This window comes from Arenibacter sp. 6A1, assembly GCF_012272855.1.
Taxonomy (GTDB): Bacteria; Bacteroidota; Bacteroidia; order Flavobacteriales; family Flavobacteriaceae; genus Arenibacter.
The window spans coordinates 135,311-157,955 of sequence record NZ_JAAXCQ010000006.1; the positions used below are offsets into that span (position 1 = coordinate 135,311).

General features: G+C 39.2%; 18 protein-coding genes. 7 read left to right on the top strand and 11 right to left on the bottom strand.

Going from position 1 to position 22,645, the window contains the following annotated elements:
• Nucleotides 1–24: 24 nt before the first annotated feature.
• The gene (locus HCG49_RS07125; RefSeq protein ID WP_168468846.1) at nucleotides 25–570 is read right to left on the bottom strand and encodes a pyridoxamine 5'-phosphate oxidase family protein; all 546 of its coding nucleotides are present in this window, start codon (nucleotides 568–570) and stop codon (nucleotides 25–27) included.
• A 362-nt stretch (nucleotides 571–932) separates the two neighbouring features.
• Between HCG49_RS07125 and guaA the strand changes: the two genes are divergently transcribed.
• Both guaA and HCG49_RS07135 read left to right on the top strand, forming a co-directional pair.
• On the top strand, nucleotides 933–2,465 hold the full coding sequence (gene guaA, locus HCG49_RS07130) for a glutamine-hydrolyzing GMP synthase (RefSeq protein WP_168468847.1): 1,533 nt from the start codon (nucleotides 933–935) through the stop codon (nucleotides 2,463–2,465).
• A 148-nt stretch (nucleotides 2,466–2,613) separates the two neighbouring features.
• The gene (locus HCG49_RS07135) at nucleotides 2,614–4,773 is read left to right on the top strand and encodes a LysM peptidoglycan-binding domain-containing protein (RefSeq protein ID WP_168468848.1); all 2,160 of its coding nucleotides are present in this window, start codon (nucleotides 2,614–2,616) and stop codon (nucleotides 4,771–4,773) included.
• Between the two features lie 206 nt (nucleotides 4,774–4,979).
• Here the strand turns inward: HCG49_RS07135 and HCG49_RS07140 are convergent, their stop codons facing one another.
• Complete coding sequence (locus HCG49_RS07140; protein ID WP_168468849.1) at nucleotides 4,980–5,768, bottom strand: hydroxypyruvate isomerase family protein; 789 nt, start codon at nucleotides 5,766–5,768, stop codon at nucleotides 4,980–4,982.
• Nucleotides 5,769–6,005: 237 nt separating this feature from the next.
• Between HCG49_RS07140 and HCG49_RS07145 the strand changes: the two genes are divergently transcribed.
• The 3 genes from HCG49_RS07145 to yidC all read left to right on the top strand — a co-directional run bounded on the left by HCG49_RS07145 (nucleotide 6,006) and on the right by yidC (nucleotide 9,897).
• Nucleotides 6,006–6,239: a DUF3820 family protein gene (locus tag HCG49_RS07145; protein ID WP_168468850.1), complete on the top strand. Its 234-nt coding sequence runs from the start codon at nucleotides 6,006–6,008 to the stop codon at nucleotides 6,237–6,239.
• Between the two features lie 63 nt (nucleotides 6,240–6,302).
• Nucleotides 6,303–7,919 carry a CTP synthase gene (locus HCG49_RS07150; RefSeq protein ID WP_168468851.1) on the top strand — a complete coding sequence of 539 codons (1,617 nt, stop codon included), beginning with the start codon at nucleotides 6,303–6,305 and terminating at the stop codon, nucleotides 7,917–7,919.
• A 121-nt stretch (nucleotides 7,920–8,040) separates the two neighbouring features.
• Nucleotides 8,041–9,897 carry a membrane protein insertase YidC gene (yidC, locus tag HCG49_RS07155; RefSeq protein WP_168468852.1) on the top strand — a complete coding sequence of 619 codons (1,857 nt, stop codon included), beginning with the start codon at nucleotides 8,041–8,043 and terminating at the stop codon, nucleotides 9,895–9,897.
• Between the two features lie 281 nt (nucleotides 9,898–10,178).
• On the opposite strand, the gene HCG49_RS07160 is transcribed toward yidC, so the two are convergent.
• On the bottom strand, nucleotides 10,179–12,197 hold the full coding sequence (locus tag HCG49_RS07160) for a fasciclin domain-containing protein (protein WP_168468853.1): 2,019 nt from the start codon (nucleotides 12,195–12,197) through the stop codon (nucleotides 10,179–10,181).
• A gap of 428 nt (nucleotides 12,198–12,625) precedes the next feature.
• On the opposite strand from HCG49_RS07160, the gene mnmA reads away from it, so the two are divergent.
• Both mnmA and HCG49_RS07170 read left to right on the top strand, forming a co-directional pair.
• The gene (mnmA, locus tag HCG49_RS07165) at nucleotides 12,626–13,816 is read left to right on the top strand and encodes a tRNA 2-thiouridine(34) synthase MnmA (protein WP_168468854.1); all 1,191 of its coding nucleotides are present in this window, start codon (nucleotides 12,626–12,628) and stop codon (nucleotides 13,814–13,816) included.
• 555 nt (nucleotides 13,817–14,371) lie between these two features.
• The gene (locus HCG49_RS07170) at nucleotides 14,372–15,313 is read left to right on the top strand and encodes an NAD(P)H-dependent flavin oxidoreductase (RefSeq protein WP_168468855.1); all 942 of its coding nucleotides are present in this window, start codon (nucleotides 14,372–14,374) and stop codon (nucleotides 15,311–15,313) included.
• A gap of 42 nt (nucleotides 15,314–15,355) precedes the next feature.
• On the opposite strand, the gene HCG49_RS07175 is transcribed toward HCG49_RS07170, so the two are convergent.
• The 8 genes from HCG49_RS07175 to HCG49_RS07210 all read right to left on the bottom strand — a co-directional run bounded on the left by HCG49_RS07175 (nucleotide 15,356) and on the right by HCG49_RS07210 (nucleotide 22,618).
• A complete protein-coding gene (locus HCG49_RS07175; protein WP_168468856.1) occupies nucleotides 15,356–15,877 on the bottom strand; it encodes a DinB family protein in 522 nt (173 codons plus the stop codon).
• A 5-nt stretch (nucleotides 15,878–15,882) separates the two neighbouring features.
• Nucleotides 15,883–16,119, bottom strand: a complete 237-nt coding sequence (locus HCG49_RS07180) for a DUF2007 domain-containing protein (protein ID WP_168468857.1) — start codon at nucleotides 16,117–16,119, stop codon at nucleotides 15,883–15,885.
• A 204-nt stretch (nucleotides 16,120–16,323) separates the two neighbouring features.
• Nucleotides 16,324–17,658 (bottom strand): DUF58 domain-containing protein, encoded by a 1,335-nt coding sequence (locus tag HCG49_RS07185; protein WP_168468858.1) that lies wholly within the window; start codon nucleotides 17,656–17,658, stop codon nucleotides 16,324–16,326.
• Nucleotides 17,659–17,775: 117 nt separating this feature from the next.
• Nucleotides 17,776–18,780: an AAA family ATPase gene (locus HCG49_RS07190; protein WP_168468859.1), complete on the bottom strand. Its 1,005-nt coding sequence runs from the start codon at nucleotides 18,778–18,780 to the stop codon at nucleotides 17,776–17,778.
• A 3-nt stretch (nucleotides 18,781–18,783) separates the two neighbouring features.
• Entirely contained in the window at nucleotides 18,784–20,001 is a 1,218-nt protein-coding gene (locus tag HCG49_RS07195; protein ID WP_168468860.1) for a DUF4350 domain-containing protein, read from the bottom strand.
• Nucleotides 19,994–20,725, bottom strand: coding sequence for a hypothetical protein (locus tag HCG49_RS07200; RefSeq protein WP_168468861.1), 732 nt, complete (start codon nucleotides 20,723–20,725; stop codon nucleotides 19,994–19,996). The genes HCG49_RS07195 and HCG49_RS07200 overlap by 8 nt, the downstream gene beginning before the upstream one ends.
• Nucleotides 20,722–21,669 (bottom strand): hypothetical protein, encoded by a 948-nt coding sequence (locus tag HCG49_RS07205; protein ID WP_168468862.1) that lies wholly within the window; start codon nucleotides 21,667–21,669, stop codon nucleotides 20,722–20,724. The genes HCG49_RS07200 and HCG49_RS07205 overlap by 4 nt, the downstream gene beginning before the upstream one ends.
• A complete protein-coding gene (locus tag HCG49_RS07210) occupies nucleotides 21,650–22,618 on the bottom strand; it encodes a stage II sporulation protein M (RefSeq protein ID WP_168468863.1) in 969 nt (322 codons plus the stop codon). Before HCG49_RS07210 ends, HCG49_RS07205 begins: the two co-directional genes overlap by 20 nt.
• Nucleotides 22,619–22,645: the final 27 nt, after the last annotated feature.

Below are 22,645 nucleotides of genomic sequence, written 5' to 3' on the forward strand. Positions count from 1 at the left end.
TATACAAATATGGGGGGAGTGGGTTTAAGGAACGATAAACTCCCCCTCCCAATGGGTTTCGGTCCTGGAAAAGCGAACACGGATATGGTTGGGTTGGGCCAATTGTAAATACTCCATTTTAAAAGGAATGATCTCCACAGTGCAAAAATGATTTTCATCGTTTAAAAACTCAAGATTCTGAGGGTTTGTAAGGGCGCTGCCAGGGGCCATGCTGGTGGTATATGCTTTTTTGGCAGCTGGGGTTATGGTAGACCAAAATTGCGCTTTTGTCCCTTCGTCGTCCTTATAAGTGGCAATGCCTTCTATTTTTAACTGTAGCATTTTTGCGGGGTTGTAAAAAAGGAGGCTTACTTTTTTGTTTTCTTTGATATGGGTGATTTTTTTGGAACGCTTATCCGTAAAGAAAGTGAGTGTTAAGTCCTTGCTTACTTTCCGCAATACGACCGTGCGCAATCGGGCAACCTGATCTAGGCCGACTGTGGCGAAAGTGAAATATCGGAATGGATGGTTTGCTTCCGTTGGTCCCTTTTGTAGTTCGTCCTTAATTTGCTCAAAAAAATGACTTGTCATCCTTGGAAAATTTTAATGTATATAAAGGTAAAAATAAAAGTTGGTGCGAGGCATATCATAGACTGGCTTTCTGAGGAGAAATTAAAGGCCTGCTAAAGCGAAAAAAGGAAAGATCAAAGTAGGTGTTTTGATTATTGGCGGCGGCGATTTGACGGTGTTGCACTATTTTTTCTGATTATGAAGTGCATGATCGGCATTATTGTGAGAATTTTTTTGCTGAAAAGATCTTTAAAAGCCCTAAAAAACAGTGGTATTAACATATAATTAAAAATTAACTTCCTATGTTTGTTGGTTTTAATACTTAATAGCAAAAAAAATGCTAAAGATATTTTTACAAAATTTTCAAATGACTATTTTTGCCCATGCAAAATAACGTCCTCATATTAGATTTTGGTTCCCAGTATACTCAACTCATAGCTAGAAGGGTTAGGGAGCTTAATATTTTCTGCGAAATAAAACCATTTAACCACCTGCCCGAAGACTTGTCGGCGTATAAGGCGGTAATCCTTTCGGGATCTCCATTTTCTGTTAGAGCCGAAGATGCCCCTCATCCGGACTTGTCCCAAATAAAGGGAAAAAAGCCATTGTTGGCCGTTTGTTATGGCGCACAATATTTGGCCCATTTTAATGGTGGTAATGTAGCACCTTCCAATACTAGGGAATACGGAAGGGCAAAATTGTCTTTTGTGGAAGATAACGAGCCTTTTTTCAACGGAATATCCGTAGGTAGTCAGGTATGGATGAGTCATAGCGATACCATTAAAAGCTTGCCTACAGGCGCTAAAAAATTAGCCAGTACGCACGATGTAGAAAATGCAGCCTACAGAATTGAAGGCGAAGATACATATGCTATTCAATTTCACCCAGAAGTGTATCATTCTACAGACGGGAAACAATTGTTAGAAAATTTCTTGGTTACTATAGCCGGCGTAGCTCAAAGCTGGACACCAGATTCTTTCGTAGAAACTACGGTTGCCGAGTTGAAGGAAAAAATCGGTAATGAAAAGGTAATCCTTGGTTTGTCTGGTGGAGTAGATTCTACTGTGGCTGCCGTGTTGTTGCACAAGGCCATCGGGAAAAATTTACACTGTATTTTTGTAAATAACGGCTTGTTGCGTAAAAATGAGTTCCAAGGCGTATTGGATCAATACGAAGGAATGGGACTAAATGTGAAAGGTGTAGACGCTTCGGCACGCTTTTTGGAGAACTTGGCAGGAGAAAGTGATCCAGAGAAAAAAAGAAAAGCCATTGGAAGAGTCTTTATCGAAGTCTTCGATGACGAATCGCACTTGGTGGAAGATGCACAATGGTTGGCGCAAGGAACAATCTATCCAGATGTGATAGAATCTGTTTCGGCAACCGGAGGCCCATCGGCAACAATTAAGAGCCATCATAACGTTGGTGGTTTGCCAGATTATATGAAATTAAAGGTCGTAGAGCCTTTGCGAATGTTATTTAAGGATGAGGTTCGTAGAGTAGGTGCTAGTTTAGGCATAGATCCAGAACTTTTAGGGAGACACCCTTTCCCAGGTCCTGGTTTGGCTATTCGTATCTTGGGCGATATTACCGCTGAAAAAGTTGCTATTCTACAAGAAGTTGATGCTATTTTTATCAATGGATTGAAAGAATGGGGACTTTATGATAAAGTTTGGCAGGCAGGAGCAATGCTTCTTCCTGTAAACAGTGTAGGAGTTATGGGCGATGAACGTACCTATGAAAAATGTGTAGCATTACGTGCGGTAGAAAGTACCGATGGGATGACTGCAGATTGGGTGAATTTGCCATATGAGTTTTTACAGAAAACATCGAACGATATTATCAATAAGGTAAGAGGGGTCAATAGAGTTGTTTATGATATAAGCTCTAAACCACCGGCTACCATTGAATGGGAATAAATACGATGTGGGTAAAACCAAAACAAACAATTCCTTTTTAGAAGGAATTGTTTGTTTATGGAGGTCTGTAAGAATTAGGACCGGAGCATTTTTAGCTTCTCGGATTTTAATTAGATTAGTGTTCTTATAATTTTTTAAATAAAAACGTGTGAAAATTTACAGGAAAACATTTTTGTCAACGGTGCTCGTATTGTTGTTGAGTGGTAGTCTTTTTGCTCAGGAATTTAAGACCCATGCCGTAAAACAAGGCGAAACATTAGAAAGTATTGCCAAACAATACAAGGTGTCGCAGGAGTCAATATTAAAATTAAATAGGGAAATCCAAAGAGGTGGAGCTGTTAAGGCCAATACCATTTTAGTAATTCCTGTTAGTAATGAGCCTGTGACAAATGTGGTTTCTGTGCGTTCTATGTTACAAGAAATTACAGGGAAGGAAAAGGCCGAAAAACAAAAAGTTCCCGTAGGTTTTTATACACACAAAACCCGTAGAAAGGAAACCTTGTATGGTATCTCTAAGAAATACAAGGTATCCGAAGACGATTTAAAGCGCTACAATACGGAATTGTATTCTATTCAGTTGAAAAAAGGAATGGAATTAAGAATTCCTAAATTTCGTAGCGAAACCTCAAAAGAACAGCAGATTAATGAGGCCGACTATGAGATTTATACCGTACAGCCCAAAGAAACACGCTGGAGTATAGCTCATAAATACGGGATTACAATTGATAGTTTATTGGTGTTAAACCCTGTGTTGTCCAAGACTTCCAACTATATTGCCGGTGGTCAACAATTGTTGCTTCCTAAAATAGGTACCGAAGGGGCAAAAGCTCAAAGTCCACAAAAATATATATGGTACACCGTACCGGCAAAACAAACATTTTACAGCCTTGAGAAAAAGTTTGGAATAGCGTCTAACGATATTATTGCTCTAAATCCCGAAATAAAGGAAAGAGGAGGCTTAAAGGAAGGAATGGTGTTGCGCATTCCTGATAAATCGTCTGAAATAGCTACTGGGGTTACCACGGAAAATTTTATATTTTACGAGGTTAAAGCCAAGGAAACACAGTTTTCCCTTTCTAGGAAATTAGGGATTGGGTATGGCGAACTGCTTGCCCTGAACCCCGATTTAAAGGATGGGCTGAAAGAAGGAATGATCTTAAAATTACCGAAAACCCAAACGGGTGATTTCGATGTTAGAAACGCTCTTATTTTAGATAAAATATCTTTGTTAGACAGTATTCATTCAGGGAATAGGGCCAAATTACTTTATTTGTTGCCTTTCAGATTAGATCGTTTAAATGTCTCTGATAAGGAAAGCACTATGTTGGCCATAGAAAACAGAAAAGATGTCAACTATAGTCTCGGACTGTATTCAGGAGCTATGGTGGCGTTGGATTCTATCGCTAAATTAGGAGTTTCTGTCGATGTAAAGACCATTGATACGCAGTTAGATGCGACGCATGTTAGAGGGGTGTTGCAGAGGGAAAATTTAAATGGTGTTTCGGCTGTATTTGGTCCTTTGGAACCAAAAATGTTGAATGAGGTTGCTGCCCAAGTGGCGTCTTATAATATACCGGTCATTGCGCCTTTGGCAGATGGTGCCGCTCAAAGTCCCGCTAATGTGTTTTTTGCCATGCCTTCCGAAAAGGTGTTGCGAGAGCAAATGCTTGCTTATATCGCAAGGGTGAAGACTAATGAGAACATCATTATTATTGCAGATCAAAAAAATAAAGGCATAGAACAAGTTTTAGTAAGTAAATTTCCACAGGCTAAGACCGTGGTCCTAAAAGACGATCGTACCCTGAGTATAGATAAGTTGAATCAAATGTTCGCCTTGGATCGTGAGAACTGGATTTTCCTGGAAACAGATCAGGCAAATTTGGTGTACCATGTAGGTTCTGTATTGAATTCTTCGATCAGTAAGGATGTAAAATTAAGGTTGTTTACCACGAATAAGAACAAAGCTTTTGATGCAGAAGTGGTTTCCTATTCCCATTTGTCCAATCTTAGGTTTACCTATCCTTCGGCGTCTAGGGAAGTTACATCTAACGGATTTATAGCAGCCTACAAGAAGCGGTTTGGCGCCGAACCCGATGCCTTTGCGGTACGTGGTTTTGACCTGACCATGGATATTCTTTTAAAAATTGCTTATAAAAATGACTTTATCGGAGCCACCAATACCATTGGGGAGACTAGTTATACTGGGAATAAATTTAATTTTGTGAAAGAATTCAATTCGGGTTATTTTAACAAAGGCGGGTATATCCTAGGTTTCGATAAGATGCGTATTGTAGAAATAAAAGAGTAGTTTAGTTCTACAGGATAAGAAGATAGTTTACTATTTCTTAAGGGGAATATTTAGGGCGTTCCCTCCTTCGTCGGTCGGGCACTTGGCTATATCCCTTGCGCTGCTGCGGGGATGCCGCCGCGGTCCCTAACGCAAAAATTTAGCAGTGTGTTATACTGCCTATAAAAAAAGGAGCATTTTGCTCCTTTTTTTTATAGACTGACTTTTTAAATATCACAGATAGTGACCCCTTCTTTTAAGGCGGCAATTTTATCGGGCCAAGTAGGGATAAATTCCTGGGCCACATATCCCTTATAGCCGGTTTTATGAATAGCCTTCATAATGGCAGGGTAGTTTAATTCCTGACTGTCGTTAATTTCATTTCTTCCAGGGTTTCCTCCGGTGTGGTAATGTCCAATATAAGCATGGTTTTCTTGTATGGTCCTAATAATATCCCCTTCCATAATTTGCATATGGTATATATCGTATAGAAGTTTAAAATTATCAGACCCCAGTCTCTTGCAGAGCGCAACGCCCCATTCGGTCTTATCGCACATATAATCTTCGTGGTCTACCTTGGCATTTAGTAACTCCATATGTATAATTACACCATGTTGTTCGGCCAGGGGAAGGATCTGTTGTAATCCTTGTACACAATGTTCTAATCCTTCCTTGTCATTCATACCTCTCCGGTTTCCACTAAAACAAATAAGGTTGGTATATCCTGCATGGGCCACCTTAGGAATCATCTTGGTGTAATTGGCGATCAGGGTTTCATGGTATTTAGGATCGCACCATCCCTCGGTAAGGCTAATTTCGGCCCCATTGCACATAGCGCTATCAATGTTGTATTTTTTCAGTAAAGGCCAATCCTTTTCGCCAATTAAATCAATACCCTTTATTCCAAGTCCATTCAAAGAAATTAAAAAATCTTCTAGGGGAATGCTGTCGTAACACCAATAACATACACTTTGGTTGATATTGTATTTTAAGAGGTTTTCTGTTTTTGGTTTCATTATATTTCTGTTTTTTAGGTAAATATGGCAACAGAAACCACAGTCACTGTGCCAGTAAAGGTGTTGTTTTTTATATTAAATGTATTTTTTACATGAATAAAGATACTAGAATTGGAATTAAGGCGGAGTGCTTCGAAAAAAAAATAATGGAAGCCAATGTTGGCAATACGTTTATTTCTGTCAAAAATTGATAGGGTTACTAAGGTGTAGTTAGTATATTTGAAGATATATTTAATAATGAATATCACTCCAGATTACAAGCAGTTAATTGAGTTGGCACATTATAGGATGCCTTTTGGGAAGTATAAGGGCAGGTATTTGGTAGAGCTTCCAGAGCCGTATTTGATATGGTTTCAACAGAGTGGATTTCCACCAGGGAAGCTTGGGCTCTTATTAAGATCTATGTTGGAAATTAAAATAAATGGGCTGGAAGGTTTAATTCGAAAAATTCAAAAAGATTTTCCCAAGTAATATCGGTAAATTGTACTAGTAATTCGTATTTTTGCTCGCGTTACGAATTCAACCTAACGCTTCATGTCACAAACGAAATATATTTTTGTAACCGGTGGGGTTACTTCTTCTCTTGGAAAAGGGATAATAGCAGCCTCTCTTGCCAAATTATTACAGGCCAGAGGTTATAAAACAACTATCCAGAAATTAGACCCGTATATCAATGTTGATCCGGGAACTTTAAATCCTTATGAACATGGCGAATGCTATGTAACCGAAGATGGTGCCGAAACCGACTTGGATTTAGGTCATTACGAGCGGTTCTTAAACGTAAGAACCTCCCAAGCTAACAATGTTACAACTGGAAGAATTTACCAAAGCGTTATTGAAAAAGAACGAAGAGGCGAGTTTTTAGGTAAAACCGTTCAGGTTGTACCTCACATTACCAATGAAATAAAGGAACGTATTCAGCTTTTGGGAAAAAGTGGCGAATACGATATTGTTATTACCGAAATTGGTGGTACTGTCGGAGATATTGAATCTTTGCCTTATATCGAATCTGTACGTCAACTTTTATGGGAGCTGGGCGATAACAATGCGATTGTTATTCACCTAACCCTTGTCCCATATTTGTCTGCTGCAGGGGAGTTAAAAACAAAACCTACCCAGCATTCCGTAAAAACTTTAATGGAGAGCGGAATAAAGGCCGACATTTTAGTGTGTAGAACAGAGCATGAGATCTCTGATGAGATCAAAGGAAAGCTAGCCCTTTTCTGTAATGTTAAAAGAGAGGCTGTGATTCAGTCTATCGATGCTTCTACGATATACGATGTGCCACTTCTTATGCAAGAAGAAGGCCTGGATACGGTGACGCTTAAAAAATTGGACCTACCAGATAATGTTGTTCCGGACCTTACCAAATGGAACCAGTTTTTGGAATGGCATAAAAACCCTAAGAACGAAGTAACTATCGGTCTTATTGGAAAGTATGTAGAATTACAGGATTCTTATAAGTCAATCTTGGAGTCCTTTATACATGCAGGTGCTGTAAACCAAGTAAAGGTAAAGGTAAAATCTATTCACTCCGAGCACCTTACGGTTAAGAACGTAGCTGGTAAAATGGCAGGATTAGACGGTATTCTTGTCGCTCCTGGTTTTGGAGAGCGTGGTATCGAAGGAAAAATAAAAGCCGTACAGTTTGCTAGAGAAAATAAGATTCCATTCTTAGGAATTTGTTTGGGAATGCAAATGGCCGTGATAGAATATTCGAGAAATGTACTTGGACTAACCGAGGCCTGTTCAACCGAAATGAAACCGAACACTCCCTATCCTGTAATCAGTATTATGGAAGAGCAAAAGAGTATCACCGATAAAGGAGGTACTATGCGTCTTGGAGCTTGGGATTGTCATTTAGAAGACGGTACCTTGGTTCAGAAGGTGTACGATGGGGCTTCAGAAATCTCAGAAAGACATCGTCATAGATACGAGTTTAACAACGAGTTTAAAAAACAGTTGGAGGAAGCAGGTCTAAAAGCCTCTGGAATCAATAAGAAAACTGGATTGGTAGAAATTGTAGAAGTACCTGCCCACCCTTGGTTTGTAGGAGTACAATACCATCCAGAATACAAGAGTACGGTAGATAACCCACATCCGTTGTTTGTAAGCTTCGTAAAGGCTGCTTTAGAATATCAACAACAATAAACTTACGCCACTTTGGCATAAAGTTTACAATTGGGCATATATTTGCACATTATTTAGACCTATTGAAAGCCTGTTCTTAGTGGAGTGCTTCTTCAATAGGTCTCATAAAATTATAAATTAGATGGAAGAAAAGAAGTTAGATATTAATTCCATAATCGGCTTTGTGCTGATTTTCGGGATTCTTATTTTTATGTTTTGGCAAAATCAGCCAACCCCTGAAGAGCTTGAAGCCCAAAAGGCTAAACAAGAACAATTGCAAGCTGCGAAAAAAGCAGAGGAGGCCGCAGGGGAATTTAAAATCGCTGAGCCTAAAGAAATAAATCTACAGGATTCTACGGCAATAGCCAATTACAAAAGTGCTATTGGAGCATTTGGCTTTACAGCTCCGTCCAATGAGACTACCATATTAGAAAATGACTTGGTATACTTAGAGATAAGTAATAAAGGTGGACAGATCATTGAAGCAAAGATGAAGGAATTTGTGACCTACGATTCTATTCCTGTTTATCTTGTCAAGGATGGTAATGCCAATTTTGGACTTACTTTTACCACTACGGACAATAGATTGTTAAATACAAATGATCTGTATTTTGAGCCTACCCTTACTACCGTTGGTGATAACCAAGTGCTTTCTATGAAAGCAAAGGTGGCTTCTGATAAGTTTTTGGAATATCGTTACGAAATGAAATCCGATGAGTATTTGGTCGGATTTACGGTGCGTTCCCAAGGGTTGAACCAGGTGATCAATAATACCAATCCTATTAAATTAGATTGGAAACTTAAGGCAATACGCCACTCTAAAAGTATTCAGTACGAAAACCGTTATACTAGGCTAACCTACAACCACGATGACGGTAAAATTAGTAAATTATCGGAGGGAAGTGAAGATGAGGAATTAGAGAAAGATGTTAAATGGTTGTCGTACAGACAGCATTTTTTCAGCTCTATTCTTACAACAGATGAAGCTTTTGAGTCCGCCAAGCTAAATTCTATCAATTTGGTAGAAGATGATAGCAAAACCCAAGGGTATACCAAAGAATTTGCTGCCGAAGTACCTCTAAAACTAAAAGGAGGAGAACTAGCTTATAATTTTAATTGGTTCTATGGTCCTACCGATGTAAAGGTGTTGGCACAATATAAAGAACTGGGACTCGAAGATTCTATCCCATTTGGATGGGGAATATTTGGATGGATTAACAGATATATCTTTACCCCTTTATATGCCTTGTTAAGTTCGTTCTTACCATTTGGTATTGCTATTGTAGTAATGACTATTTTGGTTAGATTGTTAATGTCTCCAGTAACTTATAAATCATACTTGTCGCAGGCCAAGATGAAGGTTTTAAAGCCCGAAATCACGGAATTGAACGAAAAGTTCAAGGACAATGCCATGAAAAAACAGCAAGAGACCATGAAATTGTATAATAAGGCCGGAGTAAGCCCTATGAGCGGTTGTGTACCTGCTTTGTTGCAGATGCCGATTTTCTACGCCTTGTTTATGTTTTTCCCCACCTCTTTTGCATTGAGACAAAAGTCGTTCCTATGGGCAGAAGATCTTTCTTCTTATGATGCTATTGCTCAATTGCCTTTTACAATACCATTTTACGGAGATCATATTAGTTTGTTCCCTATCCTGGCTTCCGTGGCTATCTTCTTTTATATGATGATGACTACAGGGCAGAATATGCCTACCCAACCGGGAATGCCAAATATGAAATTTATACTGTATTTGTCTCCATTAATGATGTTGGTTTTCTTTAACAACTATGCAAGTGGATTGAGTTTGTATTATTTTGTATCCAACTTAATTACCATCTTTATAATGTTGGCTATTAAGAATTTTATTTTGGACGAGGATAAAATTCATGCTCAGATTCAGGAGAACAAAAAGAAACCTAAAAAAGAGAATAAATTTCAGCGTAAAATGAGAGAGATGATGGAACAGGCTGAAGAACAAAAAAAACTAGGTAAGAAATAATTCAAGAAACTTGAACTTCTTATAAAAGTTAAGCTCCTTAATGCGCATCGGAAGATTTGCTTTAAGGAGCTTTTTTTTACCTAGGTTTAGTTTGGTAACATTTGGGATTACAAATATTGTCAATCTGTAGGGAGCATTAAACTAATAGTTGTCTACGCTTACTTTTTGTATGTTAGGGAGTATACATTTGTGGTTTAAGGATCATGGAAAATAAAAGCCCCTTGGTAAGTTTGGTACCAAGGGGCTTTTGTAATTAGTAAGGAAACAATTTAAGGAACATCTTACAGAGATGCCACAAAATCTAGTGCCGATTGCGGCAGCAACACCTTATCTATTACATGAACGACTCCGTTGGAGGCATCTATATCTACGGCAGTAATATTGGCGTCTGTGTCCGAGGCGTCTCCTATTACAAAGGTATCCCCAGTAGCGATTACTTCAATGCTATTACCCGTAAATGCAGTTTCGACACTCCCTTCGGCTAGCGCATGAGAAAATACTTCTACAGGAAGCACATGATACAATAGAATATCTCTAAGAAGATCTTTTTCTTCTTGAGTATCAAAATCGCTCAAGCTGTTATAATTGTCTCCCAAGGCGGCCAACAAAGCGGTAAAGGCCGCGTTGGTAGGGGCAAATACAGTATAGGTGCCCTCGGCGCTCAAGGTTTCTACCAAGTCGGCATCGGCCTGTTGCAAAGCAGCTACCAAAACACTTAAATCATCGGTGGCTACCGCTAGTTCCACAATGGTCTTGGCGTTCAAGGAGGCTACAAAGTCTATGGCTGACTGAGGTAGCAACACTTTATCTATTAGGTGAACTACTCCATTAGAAGCATCGACATCCACAGCAGTAATGTTGGCGTCGGTGTCCGAGGCATCTCCTATTACAAAGGTTTCCCCAGAAGCGATCACATCTATACTATTGCCGGTAAAGGCCGTTGCAACACTTCCTTCAGAAAGCGCAGAGGAAAATACTTCTATAGGAAGCACATGGTACAATAGAATATCTCTAAGAAGGTCTTTTTCTTCTTGAGTATCAAAATCTTGTAAACTGTTATACTCGTCTCCCAGGGCAGCAAGCAAGGCTGTAAATGCCGCGTTGGTAGGGGCAAAAACGGTATAAGTGCCCTCGGCGCTCAAGGTTTCAACCAAACCGGCATCGGCCTGTTGCAGAGCAGCTACCAAAACACTTAAATCATCGGTGGCTACCGCTAGTTCTACAATAGTCTTGGCATTCAAGGAGGCTACAAAGTCTATGGCCGACTGCGGTAGTAGTACCTTGTCAATGGTATGGGCTACACCGTTAGTAGCCAAAATATCAGTGGCAGTAATATTTGCGTCTGTATCAGAGGCGTCTCCTATTACAAAGGTATCGCCAGAAGCAATCACTTCAATACTATTATTGACATAGGCGGTAGCTACCATCCCTGGCGCCAAATCAGCAGCCAATACCTGTACAGGAAGAACGTGGTATAGCAATATGTCTTTCAATAACATGATTTCGGCTTCCGTGTCAAAATCATCCAAACTATTGTAATCATCACCAAGTACATTTAATAAAGCCACAAAAGCATCATCGGTTGGGGCAAAAACGGTAAAGGGACCGTCACCACTTAATGTAGTTGCTAAATCGGCTTTAATAACCGCTGCTTCTAAAATGGATAGACTTTCAGTGGCTACTACAATTTCTACAAGGTTATTGGTGGGCTCTTCTTCATTTAAGGCGTCCAAAACGCTTTGCGGAACCAATACCTTATCTATAATATGTACAATACCATTGTTAGCGACAATATCGGCAGAAATAACTTTGGCATCCGTATCGGTTGCATCATCTATAAATATGTCAGTACTGATACCTACGGTAAGTTTTTCGCCCTGAACGGTCGTCAGTTCTTGGCCATTGGTTAGGATGGATGAATCTGCGGCTGCGCCAGCAATAACATGATAGGTCAGGATTTCTGCCAACAAGGCTCTTTTTTCATCGGTATCAAAATCCTCCAAACTATTATAATCGTCTAAACTCGCCAAGAGAGCGTCAAAAGCTTCATTGGTGGGAGCAAATACGGTAAAGGGCCCTTCGCCACTTAAGGTAGCGACTAAATCGTTGGCAGTGCTCTCGTCTGCCTTTAGCAAAGCTTTCACTAATAGGTTTAGTGAAGACGCGCCTTGAGCTGTTTGTACTATGTTTTTAGTTTGTGGAAAGTCGGTGTTGGCATTGTCGTCATTGTCGCAAGAGAAGACTAGTAACGCCATGAGCATTAAGGAAACAGCTTTGAGTAATCCAAATAAATTTTTCATGAGATTGTTTTTAAAGGTTTACAATATATATTGTTTAATAAAATCGAGGGAATGTTAAACAAAAATAATAATAAATAAAACAACAACGATAGTGTTTGATAATAAATATTTTATAACTGACTAAAAATTAACATTATATGGGTGTTTTTTAAGATATGTGAGGGTGTTTTTTGCAAAACGTGTGCTAGTTGGAAGGGAAAGAAGGTACTTATGATTGCTAACGACAAGTGTATGGAAAATGGATAGAAGATATTTTTTAGGGTATTCAAGTTCCATTTTTGTATTTTTGCATATTGTATTTGCTACAATATAACAAATATGTCTAGGGGCCAGCAGGAGTGTTATTTTTATTGATCACCATGAAAATCAGGAAATTATAAAGAGCTTCGGCAAAGGGCTTGGGCAATATAAATATTATAAATAAATAGATGAAAAAAGTTGTTGTCGGTCTTTCGGGGGGCGTAGATTCTAGTGTTACTGCATATCTTTTGCAGCAACAGGGCTATGAGGTGATTGGGCTTTTTATGAAGAATTGGCACGATGATTCCGTGACAATATCCAATGAATGTCCATGGTTGGAAGATAGTAATGATGCACTTATAGTAGCCGAAAAGTTAGGTATTCCCTTTCAAACCGTAGATTTAAGTGAACAATATCAGGAACGTATTGTAGATTATATGTTTAAGGAGTACGAAAAGGGGAGGACTCCCAATCCGGACGTACTTTGCAATAGGGAAATAAAATTCGATGTTTTTATGAAGATAGCCCTGCAACTGGGAGCCGATTATGTGGCGACAGGTCATTATTGCAGAAAGGGTGTTATTGTTCATGAAGATGGTTCTGAAACCTATCAGTTATTGGCAGGAGCCGATAATAATAAGGATCAGTCTTATTTCCTTTGCCAACTTTCCCAAGAGCAGTTGGCCAAAACATTGTTTCCTATTGGGGAACTTTTAAAGCCCGAGGTTCGTAAAATTGCAGCAGAAAATGACTTGATCACGGCTGATAAGAAAGATTCTCAAGGGCTGTGTTTTATAGGAAAGGTTCGGTTGCCCGATTTTTTACAGCAAAAATTAAAGCCTAAAAAAGGAGTCATTGTAGAGGTGCCAGCTGTAAACGAACTATATCACCATACCGTTCCTTCTTTTGCAGGAAAGGAAGAAGAATTGGCCTTTTATGCAGAAAAACCTACCTATCAGCTTAGCGATGGAAAAGTGGTGGGCGAGCATCAAGGAGCTCATTATTTTACGAAAGGTCAGCGAAAAGGATTGGACGTAGGAGGAACCAAAGAACCCTTATTTGTGATAGAAACCGATGTAGCTGAAAATGTGATCTATACGGGCCAGGGAAAAAGTCACCCAGGGCTGTATCGCAGAACCTTGTTCGTGGGTAATGATGAACTGCATTGGGTACGTAAGGACTTGGCATTGGATATAGATGAGACCATGGAAGTAATGGCTAGGATTAGATACCGACAGCCGCTACAGAAGGCCACCCTATATAAGGTGAATGGTGGATTGTATGTGGATTTTGACGAAAAACAGTCGGCTATTACCGAAGGTCAATTTGTAGCTTGGTACATAAAAGATGAACTCATAGGCTCTGGAGTAATCTCCTAATTACGAGAAGTACCCTGTCAATGTCAAGGTGTTATGGTTCAATTTAGTTGCGTAGAAAATTGACTAGTAGTCGGTAGATGGCAAGAATATAAGAACTGCTGTTTAAGAAACATAAACTTATAGAAACAGCCCGTTTACAAGGTGTTAAGAGAATAATTTTTATTCCTTGACCTTTTATAAACGGGCTGTTTTTTTTTGCGTTAGGGACCGCGGCGGCATCCCCGTAGCAGAGCGAGGGATATAGCCAAGGGCCTGCCCGACGAAGGAGGGAACGCCCAAAGCATAGACCATCAAATATAGAAAAACCCTGACCTTGCTATTGTCCTCCAATACTTGCCGATCTTAATACTATTACAGCGTTCCATACTAAAAACCTATCGTTTTCCAGATAGGGAATGTGTTTTTTAGCGGTTGTAATCCAAAGTAGGAAACCGTATCTTGGAATCCACAAAAGTTGAAGTCAAGGCTTAATTTTCGAAGAATATTTTAGGAGTGCGTCTCCTAATATTGAGCCATGGGATAGCTTTATGGAAGGTTTAAATTTAGCAAGAACAGATGGAAAATAGGATTACAAAACTTTTCGGTATTCAGTATCCGATAGTACAGGCAGGTATGGTTTGGGCAAGTGGATGGCGATTGGCCTCTGCAGTATCCAATGCTGGAGGCTTGGGTATTATCGGGGCCGGTTCTATGTATCCGGAGGTGTTGCGAGAGCATATTCTAAAATGTCAAAAAGCAACGGACAAGCCATTTGGGGTCAATATCCCCATGTTATATCCGGATATTGATAAATTGATGGAAATTATTGTAGCATTAGGGGTTAAGATTGTTTTTACATCGGCAGGAAACCCGAAGACCTGGACCTCCTTTTTAAAAGAAAAAGGCATTACCGTGGTGCATGTGGTAAGCAGTGTCAAGTTTGCCCAAAAGGCGCAAGAAGCAGGGGTAGATGCGATTGTGGCCGAAGGTTTTGAGGCTGGTGGGCATAACGGACGGGACGAAACAACAACCATGACCCTTATTCCTGCCGTCAAAGAAAAGATTTCTATTCCTTTAATCGCCGCTGGAGGTATTGCTACCGGGGCCGCGATGTTGGCGGCCATGGTGCTTGGTGCCGATGGGGTGCAGGTAGGAAGTAGGTTTGTTGCCAGTGAGGAAGCTTCGTCTCATCCCTCATTTAAACAAAAAGTGGTAGAGGCAGGGGAAGGAGATACGCAGCTGACGCTAAAGGAATTGGCGCCTGTAAGACTTTTGAAAAATAAATTTTATCAAGATATTCAACAACTCTATGCCAAAGGACCTTCTGTGGAAGAACTAAAGGCTTTATTGGGGCGTGCTCGTGCCAAAAAAGGAATGTTCGAAGGGGATATGGAAGAGGGGGAACTAGAAATTGGTCAGGTTGCCGCTTTAATCCACAATATTAAACCCGCAGCAGGGATTGTAGCGGATATGATGGCAGAGTTTTCATCGGCAAAAAATAATGTTCTAATGCTTTAATATCGTTGGTATTCCTTGTGATGGGCTAGTTTTTTCACGAATCTATGTCGGTTGCAATACACGAACGGTAACCAGTAATTGCCCAATATGGCGTTGACTGTGTTCTGCGGCGTGAAATAAAAGACCCAGTACCGTAGAAGGCAATTTTTTTCGACCGACGGTTCGGGGCAGAGTGAGTTCCGACTCTGGTAGTTGTTGGAAAAATAAAAGCGCTTCTTCTACCTTTTTATCAAAATTGCTTACCAGATCGGCAAGGGTTATTTGTGGGTTTGGATCGCCTTCTTGTCTTAGATACTGAAATTGTTGTTCGGAGAGCGATTTCTCTTGTGCATAGCTAAGCATCCGGTCCAAGACCCCGGTGATATGCTGCATATGAAATCCTACCGAGGCACAACCGGAAGGTTTTTCCCAAAGTAAACTGTCCGGGAAATCGGTGGTGTATTTGCCGAGTTCTTCCCTAGATTGCAGCAAAGCATGGGCTGCTGGTTGTAATACGGCAGGAATCCCGTCAAGGGGACCCCTAAGCCAAAATTCGGGCTGTTGTGGAATGGGGGTTTTGGTCATAGGGATTATTGAGAATCTATAGCGGCTAGTATTTTTTGGACAAGGTTCTTGGCTTTGTCTGCTTCCGTAAGCTGGACATAAATTTCTAGATCTCCCTGCATTGGAGAAGCAAAGCCGGCCAGCCGTCCTGATTCCGACTCGTCTTTTACTATCGGATTGATCCCGGATAGTTTTAATTCTGCTATAATCCGACTTGCAATAATAAAATTGCCGGAAAAAATATGGTTGTAATCGGAATTCATAGGTTGCTGTTTTAATCTGCGAGGATCTTCCCTTATAAATGTACAAAAAATTACAGGTCTCCAAAACTAAAAACTCCGTCTTACACAAGTATAGTAGGTAGAATGGAATACTTTTCCTTTTTATGAAATCTATGGTGGGCTATATATTATAGCTGCTCTTGGTCTATAGGCTACTTGCTTTACGCTAAAGAGTAGGGAATGCTTTTAGAGTAATCCTCTTGCTTTTATTTCCAGATACTTGTTAATCGTATCGATGGTCAGGTTTTCGGGTTTGGTGAGGATGGTTTGTATCCCGTGTTTCCGCAATTCGTTTACGATCAATTTCTTTTCATAAACGAATTTTTCAGCGATCGTTTTTTCAAATATTTGATGGGTAGTTTGTGCTTTTTCATTCATAAAAGCTGTCAGGGCCGAGTTTTCGAAAAAAATAACCACCAATAAATGTTGTTTTGAAATCCCTTGCAAATAAGGGAGCTGCCTTTGTAAGGCGTCCAAGGTTTCAAAATTTGTATAGAGGAGTAATAAACTTCGGTGAGTAAGACGTCGCTTAATTTGGGCGTATAGTCTACCGTAATCGCTCTCGACAAAGTTGGTTTTTAAATTGTACAAGGTCTCTAGAATAAGATTCATTTGCGAACTGCGTCTTTCGGCTACCACTACATTTTCTATGGTATAGCTAAAGGCAAACATACCGGCTTTATCTTGCTTTTTTAGGGCAATATTAGAGATAACTAAGGTGGCGTTTATGGCATAGTCCAATAAGCTTAGCCCCTCAAAAGGCATCTTCATAATCCGACCCTTGTCGATAACCGAATAAATGGGCTGCGATTTTTCGTCCTGATATTGGTTCACCATCAACTGACCTTTTTTGGCGGTCGCCTTCCAATTGATGTTTCGTATGTCATCGCCCTGGACATAATCTTTAATATGCTCAAATTCCATCGTATGGCCTATACGTCTTATTTTTTTTAAGCCGTGCTCAAAAAGGCGGTTCGAAAATGCCAATAATCCATATTTGCGCAATTGTAAAAAAGAGGGGTAAACAGCTAGTTGTTGTTCCTTGTTAAAAGGAAATTTTTTAGAAACCAATCCAATAGGCGATTTCGCAAAGACATTTAGGAAACCGAAGGTGTATACACCTCTTTCCGTAGGACGTAGAGAGTAGGTGAATGTTTTATGTTCGCCCTTTTTAAGGCTTGTTTTTATTTTAAAATCACGTTTTTGAAACTGATGGGGAATTTCATCCAAGACTTTTATTTCAGCCGTAAAAAGAAATGAATTGGAAAGTGATACTTTAACTTCGTTTTCATCACCGTTAGACAATTTTTCGGGCACTAATCGGCTAGCATCAACACCTCCTTTAGAGCCAAAAAGCAATAGAATATCTGTAAGTAGGAATACTAGGAATACATAACACAGTAGCTTTATAGCTCCAAAAACATCCGGTATCAGATAGGAGGTCAAAAAGCCAAGGACAAGGCCAGTCAATACCAAAAAACATCGACCTTCTAAATAGAGGTTTTTAAAGAGCTGTTTCATTCTTAAGACAATGGTATTGGAGGTTGTTCATAAATTGTATAATTAAGGCAGCGTATAAGCAAAGGTTTTTTTGCCGAGGTATGGCGGAAAACGTTATCTATATTGTTACTGCGGAGACTATCTAGGGACTTCTATGGTTTCTAAAATTTGTTTTACCACCTTGTCCGTAGTAAAACCTTCCATTTCTCGTTCTGGTGTCAACAAAATACGATGCCCAAGAATCGGGACTGCTACTTTTTTTATATCATCTGGTGTAACAAAATCGCGTCCGTTGATGGCGGCCATTGCTTTTGAAGCGTCCATAATGGCTATAGAAGCTCTAGGGGAAGCTCCTAAATATAAGTTGGCATTGGTCCTAGTATTGTTGACAATACCTGCAATATACCGCATAAGATTGTTCTCTAGAACAATCTTATGTATGGTGGCTTGGTAATTTTCAATCGCTTCGGCCGAGAGAATTGACGAAATAAGGCTTCCACTGTGCTGGTTCTTTTGATGGTGCTTGCTTTCCAAGATTTGGATCTCTTCTTCCAGGGAAGGATAGTTGACCTTTATTTTAAAAAGGAAACGATCTAATTGTGCTTCTGGCAAACGATAGGTGCCTTCCTGCTCAATAGGATTTTGGGTAGCAAATACCAGAAAAGGCAACTTCATGGTATAGGTATTGCTATCAATGGTAATTTGGCGTTCGGCCATAGCTTCGAAAAGGGCAGCTTGAGTCTTTGCCGGGGCACGGTTTATCTCATCGATTAAAATAATATTAGAAAACAAAGGGCCCTTTTTAAACTCGAACTCCGAGGTCTTTACATTAAAAACAGAAGTGCCCAAAATATCACTGGGCATCAAATCTGGGGTAAACTGTATACGGCTAAAGGCTACATTCATGGTTTTGGCCAATAGTTTTGCCGTTTCGGTTTTTGCAACGCCCGGAACACCTTCAATTAAAGAGTGTCCATTGGCAAGAATAGAAATAATCAAGAATTCGATCATGTCTTGCTGTCCAATAATAACCTTGCCTAACTCCGACTTTATCTTTTCTACCGAGGTTTGCAAATGACTGAGATCAATTCTGCTTTTAAACTCTAGTGAATTTTTATCTTGTTGCTGTTGTGCTTCTTCCATAGGTTATTTCTTAAAAGTGCTTGTTTTTTTATGCAAAGCAATTAGATCTTCTTCGCTATGCTTGGTTTTCAGTTTTAGTTGCTTTAAAAACTCTAGGACTTCCTTTGTTTCTTTTAGGGGTTTGCCTGATTTTGCCGATAATTCTTTGGCAGTTTTATCCGATAGGTCGTCCGTGTTAATGTAATAATGGGTACGGAGATATGCTAAAAAGTAATTGATTTTCTTAGCGATCAAGTCGCTGTAATCTTTGTGTTCAAAATATAGGGAGCCGATGGTTTTTGCAAATTCTATAGAAGAGTTTTCTAATGGCTCTATTACCGGAATAATGCGTTGTTCTCGCTTAGCCCTAAAAATAACAAATAACAGTATTCCTATAATACTTGTATAATATCCCCATTTTAATGCAGATTGACTCAAAATAAAGCGCAAGGGAGAGTCTATAATTTTACGGCCTGCTTTTTTATAATTGTCCCAATAGATAGGGTTGTTTTTTAAGTAAGAGAGGCTAAAGGAAACATAATCTTCATTTCCCCTAAGCATATAATAATTGGTAAATGCCTGGGGGGCAGTGCAGAGGTAAAAGTTGCCCTGGCCATATGGCACCCTAATAAAATTTGGACTTTTTGTTTTCAAACCGTTTGAAACATCATCTAGTAGCGAAGAGGCTTTTTTCTTAGGCTCAATATAGCCTAGGATACTGGTTTTTAAACTGTCTACAGCCGTAAAGTAGGTATGGTTTAGCCCCTTAGAATACAAATGCTTTTTAGTAGGAAAGGCAGGGTTGGTATGGCTTAATAATACCGTGTCTTCTAGAACTGAATAAGACGTTTTTACCTTTATTTTCAGCGTATCAGACAAGTAGGAATCAAAACTTGTGGCAGCTATAAAAGCGTCGTTTCCTTGATGTACATAGTGTAATAACTGCTTTGCTTCCTGCTTGTCGAACACCACTACATCGTTGATGACGATATAATTGGACATTGTTGATGAGTCCCTTTTCCGTAATATCGGATAGATGCTTTCTTCGACAAGGGTAATCGCTTCGTTGGGGAATAATTGTGATAATTCCTTAAAAAGAACATAGCCGCCAAAAGGTATTTTGTCCATGGCAGAATAGGAAGGCTTCCAATCAATAGGTCTAGGACGGCTTATTTCTATAGCGATAATCGCTAGGAGAACCGCAAAAAAAATACCTATTATTATTTTAGAACGCTTATCCACGATTGTTTACAATTTTATTAAAACTCATAAATTTTAGACTCGCGGCCTCATAATTAATGGCATCTATCTGCTGTTCTCCATACCAGATATAATCGTAGAGATAGGATATCTCCTTAAAGATCAATTGTAATTGGGGACTTTTAATTTCTTGTTGGTATTCTAGGTTAGTTTTATCGGCATGCCAGGCTATAACGTCTTTTTGCGATAAGTTTTTTAGAGACTTCAAATGATGGTAACGGATGGCGAGTCGGTAGTTTTTCTGACCCAAGGCCTCTCCTATGAGCAGATCCAAGTCTAAATTTTCCAATTCTTCCTCGGAAAGGTTAAGGTCTATGATCGGTGTCGTTTTTTTGTTAAATAGAGATCTTAGGTTTTCCCTAATCAAGAATCTAATGACCAAATAAATGGCCAATAGCCCTAAAAATAAGTAAATGATGATTTCTAATAAGATGAGTACATTGGCAGGGAGTGTTATGCCAAAAAAGTTCTCCATTGTAGTGCTAATCCATTGAAGTGCCCTCATTAAGAAATTTTCGGAAACTCCTTCCTTACTGTCGTATTCAAAGGCATTCCCCGAATATTTTTCATTGAAATCATCTCCAAAAGACCGTATTTGTATAGGCGAATGAAGATCTTCTGCCAAGGCAATAGTGTCCGTATTCTGTTGGGAGTACCCAAAGAAATAAATGCAAAAGCAAAAAAAGGCGTGGATATATTTTATCACTGGTCTGTGTTTCCGATTTGATCTATTTTGTTTCTGGTATTTATATTATATGTCTTTTCGTGTAAAGAGAAATAAAGTAATCCATTCACAAATTGTGACAGACATTGTACATAAACAGTAATAATTAAAAAGAAACAAGTACCCAAGGTGTAGAGGATGGTAGGGACAAGAGAACTAAGCTCAACCTCATTTTGAATCACATGAAAGGTGTACACTCCTACGATTACACTAGGAATCATTAGGATGATCATAAATAAAATGGTGATGAGCAATCCAAGGATGAAATTTACACCAATAGCCTTCCAGAAGTTTTGGGTAATCAAATTCCACCCTTCTCCAAGGGCATCCACTACATTTTTGTCTTCTTTGAGCATCACAAAAAAGGAAACTCCAACCCATGCCATTAAAAAGTATTGGGCGATATATTGAAAAAACATGCCTATAATGGGGATGAAGGTCAAAAATATGATTAGAATCATAAATCCAAAAAAGAGCAACATCAATGTTAAAATAAAGGAGATAATTTTTCCTAGCTTGTTTTTTACGGTATCCCAAACATCTCCTTTTTTAAAATCTTGCCCTTTTTGTTCTTCATATTTGATCATATAGGCAGTGCTTAAACTATAATTTAATACGGCTACCATTATAAAGATGACAAAAAACAACAGGCCGCCAACGATAAAATAAAGCGAATATGCGGCCTCGCTATTGCCAAACGAGGATAGGAGGGAATTATCGTTGGAAGTAATAATTCCAATAACTCCCGAGACTAACAGGTAGCTCACGAGTAAAAGGCCTATTAAAAAAATACCGTTATAGCTCAAAAATATATTGGTGAATTTTTTGAGATTTTGCTTAAAAAACTCGAAATAGAGCGAGATGATTTCTCCAAAATCACGATCTATTCTAAGTTCTATAAACTTTTTAGGCTGGTCTTTGGTCATGTTTTTGCTGTAATAGGATTGGATATAAAATGTAATAAAAAATAACGAATACTAGGGAACTGCCAATGATTAAAAATGCCAACCAAGAAGGCATATGTGAGTAGCGGGTAATAAAACCTTCAATAAACCCTGCTATGATAAAAAATGGAATGGTGCTGACGACTACTTTTAGTCCGTCCTTGGCACCTTTCATAAAGGAAATTCGCCTAGAATATGTTTTTGGGAATAAGATGCTATTTCCCATAATAAGGCCAGCACAACCCGCTATGATAATAACCGATATTTCGATGGTTCCATGTAACCATATTTGCTTATTGGCCTGTAAAAAAACATCTTGGGTATAGAAAAAAGTAATAAAGGACCCCAACATGACACCATTACTAAATAAAATATAGGCGGTGCCAAGACTGGTTATGACCCCAAAAGAAAAGGCTAGGAAGGCTACTCTGATATTGTTTATTGTGATTCCCAAAAAAGAACCAATTTCACTCCCTCCCTTATAAATGGCCGTAGGATCGCCTTTGGCAATATTGTTCAAGGTCTCATTTACATAGGCATCACCCAAAATTAACCTCACAAAACTGTCATCATTCAAAACAGATAAACTGCCGATCGCGGTAGCTACAGCAAAAATTAAAAAGGCGAATCCTAATGTTTTATGATATTGCCGAAAAAACAAGGGGAATTCCGTTGTCCAAAAATCCAGGATCCTATGACGACTTTCTTTTTTGTTTTTATAAATCCTCTGATGGGCTTGAGAGGCCAAAGAATTTAAATATAATAGGGTCTTGCTTTCTGGGTAATAGGTCTGTGCGTAGGCTAAGTCATTGGTAAGTTGGATGTAGCCGCTGGCAAGCTGGTCTGGATCAATTTTGGTATTAAAGTGAATAGCCTTTTCAAATGCTATCCATTTTTCCTTATTTTGCTTTACAAAAGCAGCTTCACGCATAGTGGGATTGTCCTTTAAAAAATAAAA

Bases quoted from the DNA above. Each gene is read 5' to 3' on its own strand.
- HCG49_RS07175 (WP_168468856.1), bottom strand. From the start codon at position 15,877: ATGACCAAAACCCCCATTCCACAACAGCCCGAATTTTGGCTTAGGGGT.
- HCG49_RS07150 (WP_168468851.1), top strand. From the start codon at position 6,303: ATGTCACAAACGAAATATATTTTTGTAACCGGTGGGGTTACTTCTTCT.
- HCG49_RS07210 (WP_168468863.1), bottom strand. From the start codon at position 22,618: ATGCGTGAAGCTGCTTTTGTAAAGCAAAATAAGGAAAAATGGATAGCA.
- HCG49_RS07180 (WP_168468857.1), bottom strand. From the start codon at position 16,119: ATGAATTCCGATTACAACCATATTTTTTCCGGCAATTTTATTATTGCA.
- HCG49_RS07185 (WP_168468858.1), bottom strand. From the start codon at position 17,658: ATGAAACAGCTCTTTAAAAACCTCTATTTAGAAGGTCGATGTTTTTTG.
- HCG49_RS07205 (WP_168468862.1), bottom strand. From the start codon at position 21,669: ATGACCAAAGACCAGCCTAAAAAGTTTATAGAACTTAGAATAGATCGT.
- mnmA (WP_168468854.1), top strand. From the start codon at position 12,626: ATGAAAAAAGTTGTTGTCGGTCTTTCGGGGGGCGTAGATTCTAGTGTT.
- HCG49_RS07125 (WP_168468846.1), bottom strand. From the start codon at position 570: ATGACAAGTCATTTTTTTGAGCAAATTAAGGACGAACTACAAAAGGGA.
- HCG49_RS07145 (WP_168468850.1), top strand. From the start codon at position 6,006: ATGAATATCACTCCAGATTACAAGCAGTTAATTGAGTTGGCACATTAT.
- guaA (WP_168468847.1), top strand. From the start codon at position 933: ATGCAAAATAACGTCCTCATATTAGATTTTGGTTCCCAGTATACTCAA.
- yidC (WP_168468852.1), top strand. From the start codon at position 8,041: ATGGAAGAAAAGAAGTTAGATATTAATTCCATAATCGGCTTTGTGCTG.
- HCG49_RS07140 (WP_168468849.1), bottom strand. From the start codon at position 5,768: ATGAAACCAAAAACAGAAAACCTCTTAAAATACAATATCAACCAAAGT.
- HCG49_RS07190 (WP_168468859.1), bottom strand. From the start codon at position 18,780: ATGGAAGAAGCACAACAGCAACAAGATAAAAATTCACTAGAGTTTAAA.
- HCG49_RS07160 (WP_168468853.1), bottom strand. From the start codon at position 12,197: ATGAAAAATTTATTTGGATTACTCAAAGCTGTTTCCTTAATGCTCATG.
- HCG49_RS07170 (WP_168468855.1), top strand. From the start codon at position 14,372: ATGGAAAATAGGATTACAAAACTTTTCGGTATTCAGTATCCGATAGTA.